The sequence below is a fragment of the Cellvibrio sp. ARAG 10.3 genome (assembly GCF_051846955.1).
GTDB lineage: Bacteria > Pseudomonadota > Gammaproteobacteria > Pseudomonadales > Cellvibrionaceae > Cellvibrio.
The window spans coordinates 1-4,242 of sequence record NZ_JBPYCU010000041.1 but is presented as its reverse complement, the minus strand read 5'-3'; the positions used below and the strand labels follow the sequence as shown (position 1 = coordinate 4,242).

General features: G+C 51.0%; 6 protein-coding genes. 5 read left to right on the top strand and 1 reads right to left on the bottom strand.

Annotation, left to right across the window (positions count from 1 at the left end):
- The 5 genes from ACSV5M_RS21500 to ACSV5M_RS21480 all read left to right on the top strand — a co-directional run.
- A partial coding sequence (locus tag ACSV5M_RS21500) for a type 4 pilus major pilin (RefSeq protein WP_439178900.1) occupies positions 1-254 on the top strand: 254 nt, incomplete at its 5' end.
- 15 nt (positions 255-269) lie between these two features.
- Positions 270-1,673: a hypothetical protein gene (locus ACSV5M_RS21495; protein ID WP_439178899.1), complete on the top strand. Its 1,404-nt coding sequence runs from the start codon at positions 270-272 to the stop codon at positions 1,671-1,673.
- Positions 1,674-1,705: 32 nt separating this feature from the next.
- On the top strand, positions 1,706-2,047 hold the full coding sequence (locus ACSV5M_RS21490) for a hypothetical protein (RefSeq protein WP_439178898.1): 342 nt from the start codon (positions 1,706-1,708) through the stop codon (positions 2,045-2,047).
- An 8-nt stretch (positions 2,048-2,055) separates the two neighbouring features.
- On the top strand, positions 2,056-2,700 hold the full coding sequence (locus tag ACSV5M_RS21485) for a hypothetical protein (protein WP_439178897.1): 645 nt from the start codon (positions 2,056-2,058) through the stop codon (positions 2,698-2,700).
- A gap of 19 nt (positions 2,701-2,719) precedes the next feature.
- The gene (locus tag ACSV5M_RS21480; RefSeq protein WP_439178895.1) at positions 2,720-3,091 is read left to right on the top strand and encodes a hypothetical protein; all 372 of its coding nucleotides are present in this window, start codon (positions 2,720-2,722) and stop codon (positions 3,089-3,091) included.
- Positions 3,092-3,108: 17 nt separating this feature from the next.
- On the opposite strand, the gene ACSV5M_RS21475 is transcribed toward ACSV5M_RS21480, so the two are convergent.
- Positions 3,109-4,158 carry a hypothetical protein gene (locus tag ACSV5M_RS21475; RefSeq protein WP_439178894.1) on the bottom strand — a complete coding sequence of 350 codons (1,050 nt, stop codon included), beginning with the start codon at positions 4,156-4,158 and terminating at the stop codon, positions 3,109-3,111.
- Between the last annotated feature and the right edge of the window lie 84 nt (positions 4,159-4,242).

The window sequence follows — 4,242 nt, the reverse complement described above, 5'->3', positions numbered from 1 at the left end:
ACATGGGCGGTACCGTGACCATTACTCCCGCCACGATCAATACCAGCAACGATGGCTTTCAAGTCGCGCATGCACTGTTGAATGAAAATAATTGTAATAATTTTGTTAACTCAATTTTCCCGGATGCTGTCACGATTACGGTCGGCAGCACTCAAGTGAAAGCCGCCAACGCATCCAACATCACCGTTGCAACACTTGCTACTGCATGCAATAACGCGAGTAATACGGTGACGTCGGTGTATGGGAAATATTAAAGCGAGGTGACCGTGATGCGACCATTAACATTGGCTCGAAGGCAAGGCGGTTACCTCCAGATCACAGCGGCTGTTGCACTGATCGTTTTCGGCACGCTCATGGCCATTCAAACACGCGAGATGGTGAACAAGAGCCGATCAGACAGTGCCGAGATGGCCGGTGTGCTTGCGGCACAGTTCAAACACGCATTGCGTGCGATGATTGCTGAACGCGGCACGGGGGCACCAACAGGTACCTTTACCGGCGTGAGTTGGTTGAAACGTTCTGGCAGCTGCGCCGGAGCCACTGGATCTGCTGCGTATTTGCCGTGCGAGTTCCCACAACATCTACCGCTGGGATTGTCATATCGCACGGTGGTATCCGTCTCATCGAGTACGGTGACGGCCTCGGTGCAGTTGGGTGCGCCGTCAGCGAGTGGCGAAGTGTGGCCGCACCTGGCCGGTATCATCGTCACCGCGATCAATGGCGCATCGAACGATTATGTAACGCCGGCGACGCAAACCTATCACGTTGCCTCGCATCATTTGACGTCCGGCGCGATCGCGATGACGGTGAGCAATGCACCGGAAAATCTGGAATTTTTAAAGAAAGATGGCACGGTTCGTCCCACGGGAAATTTCAACTGGAATAACTTTTCCATTACGAATGTGAGAAACCTGCAGGCGAACGGCACCTTGTCCGTTTCAGGAACCGGATCGTTCGGTTCCACAGTAACAGCGCCAACGGTGAATGCGACCAATATGACGGCCACAGGAACACTCAGCGGACAAACGATTACCGGAACCAATGTCAATGTGAACGGCAATCTTCGCATTGTTCCTGCCAGGTCCGTCGGTGGCGCGTGTTCGACGGGATCAATCGGTCGCACGTCAACGGGCAACATCCTGTCGTGTGTGAGTGGCACCTGGCGAGAGGTGGGCGGTGGCGGGAGCACCGTTATTACCGGCTTCCTTGCGAACGGTGCGACGGTGCCCATCCCTCAGGGATTCACCGCCAGTCAATGCACTATCTCTGTGGCGAACGCCACCAACTACCACGGACAGCGTCCGAATTATTTTGCCGGTGCGCGTGCGAGCGTGGATGGCAATCGACGCGTGATGTGTGGCATTTACGATGACTTCACGTTTCATGCCCGGGGGCTATGTGCCTACACCGTTGCGTGCAACGAAACGCCGGTGTCGACCACAACGGGTCCCATCGCCGGCGACACATACGCAAACACGTTCATGCACCCCACAGGGACATTCAGCGGCGTTCCATCGGGTTATACGTCTGGTGAGTGCAGCGTCGCTGCAACGAGCTACCAGGGCTCGGTGAGCCGCAACGGCAGCAACTGGTACCTGTCCTGTTCCGCACCGCCACAGTACCCGCAGGCACCCTCGCTGTGCCCTTACTCATTATCGTGCGTGAAGGTGTAAATAATCATCGTTGGATACAGAGGGACATGGGGATGTTAAGAAAGAACAATTGCCTTGATGGGTCATTTCAACAAGACCGTGAATGCCAACGATGGTTGAAGGATTTTATTGGGATATATCGGCAGCATTTCGGACGGGATTGCATTATCAAATTTGGCGCGTACCCGATTGGCGGAGCAGCCAACGTAACCATTGATACATTCTTCAGAAAAGAAACCAGCCACGGCTTGGCCATCACTGTCATGTTGACCGAAGCAGAGATTTTTCTTCCCGAGATAGACATGGAGCAGATGGATATTTGTCTTCCTGGTTTACTGGATACGTTCGCGCTGGCGAAATCAATGGCAAACAACACATTAACAATTCAATTGTGATGGTGGACATGACGACGATCAATAATGTGGAAAGCGAACTGGAGTCCATCATAGTACAGCTCGCATCGGAAGCGCTGCAACAAGCGAACGCCTATGCGCGTGCCAATAGTTACGATTTTCTGACTGAAGCACAAGCAGCTGGTGTAACCCCAGATGAATTCCTGGCTCGCACAATACAGCACGTCATGTCGCGTGGTGAGGTGTTTTGTGAGCTTGCTCATGTTGATAGTGATATGAGTGAGCGGACGCGGCATGCGCTCATCGACATCGAACGAGAGCTTTCAGCTATACGGTCCAGGCCACATGCGCATGTGTATTGTATATACCACGCGTACGATGTCGGCGACCAGCAGGTTTATGTGTGTCGTGAAAGTGGCAATATCGATGCAAAAGAAGCGGCACTGTATCTCCAGTTTCAGGCAGAAGCCTTCTACGGCGAAACCGCAATGTTAAGTAATCTGGGCATTGCTGCACTGCTGATTGAGTACTATGGGTTTCAGCACTGGCGTGCCACCGCTCCCTGCACCTCCATTGATATGTACTCTGAGCGCGAACACGCATGCTACCCCGAGTACTATGGCGCGCTAATGGAGAATAAGGATCTGTATCGAGAAGGGCTCAAGGATTCCATGAAATGTCATGTGAGAAGTTGACGATGTCGAGACGAATGCTATGAGCAATGTATCGATTGGTATTGAAGAGATAATCCTACTTACTGACGGGGATGGGCAATTTATGACCGATCCCATATGTCGTGAATGGACTGAGGCTTTCATTCAATTTGCGAAAAACAAGTTAGGAGAATCACCCAGGTGGCGACTGGGTGCTTATATTCGAGGTGCTACGTTCCTAACATTCGACGGCTTTTCATCCGATGGACATGCAGTCTTCGCCATTACCATTGGGATGTCGTCAAAGGAGATCACATTGCCGGCGTTCGCTGACGACTGTCAGGTCGATATGGTACTGCCAGGTATTGTTGATGCGTTTTGTTTTTTTAGAGAGTTGGCTTGTCTGTCTGAACAGGGAATCGTTATGGCGTGAAGCTCGTCACTTGCAATTCACGATTGAGGGAAGACCATCCTGAAGACGATATGTGCCAGGCTCGCATAGTCGACGCTGTAAAAATTCTGGTCTTTAAGCTGCACCCCTCCAACCCAATAAACTTTAAGATAGGGACGCTTTTCCGCGTTGTGCTCCAACTCATCAACCATTCGCTTTAAGCCCGCACCGGGACGATATTTTTTCAAGCTATCCGGCGACACGTAAAGAGATACTGGAAGTCCATTATATCTATCCAGAAACGTCAATGAAAATCCATCGCCGTACCGTTTATACAGTCGCGCGCCACCGTACCAGACTGCCAAGGTGGAAAGTTGAGGGCGCGAAAAATGTCTGAAAACCTCGTGGTATGAGGATGTGACATTACCGGGTAAACGAACTTGCTCATGTAATGCCGCGCCGTCTTTGAGTTCCTCATAACAACTCACAAACGCTTCGAGGCTTGATGTTTTTGAACCGGCGCCAGAGGCATATTGTGCACGTTTCTGTCTGCGTATGACCGGGTCCGTCTCCCGCCTAATGCGTTCCAGCTCATCGACTAACGGATTGTTCGCCGGAATATCAATTTCATCCGGATCTACCGGGTCAAACTGCGTTATCAGGCGTGTCACTTTTTGTGTGATTTGTCGTGGTTGTGCAGATTCTTTATTGTCTCCACCGGGCTGATTGGCCATCAGTACGGCGTTGAGCTCAACCCATTCACAATCGTTGATGTGGGTATCCCAAACGCGATAGTGCGCTGATTTTGTCAATTTTTGATCTTCGGGCGATTTATGGTGGTTCACACCAGTGATACGTACTCCCGAGTCAGTACTGACTCGGCAGCGTGGATCGGAGCACAAGAAGTTGAATCTGGGTGGAACCCGTTTACCTGCGGCCTTTGCCTGCTCAAGCCTTACTGAGTATTGGTAGCAGGCCTCATAAATGTCTATCACTTTATCGAGTTCAACACAGTACGCTACGTCAATCCGCATGATGATTCGGTCCGTTGTATCAAGGGTTCCAATAAAGATGGGATAGTAAACATCTCCGGCTGATATGGTAGACATTTTCGATTATTTTGCTACACTAAAGCTGCAATCAGTCCCAATGCTGCCTCATTGGACCCTAGCTGTATGTGGTACAGAATGCAC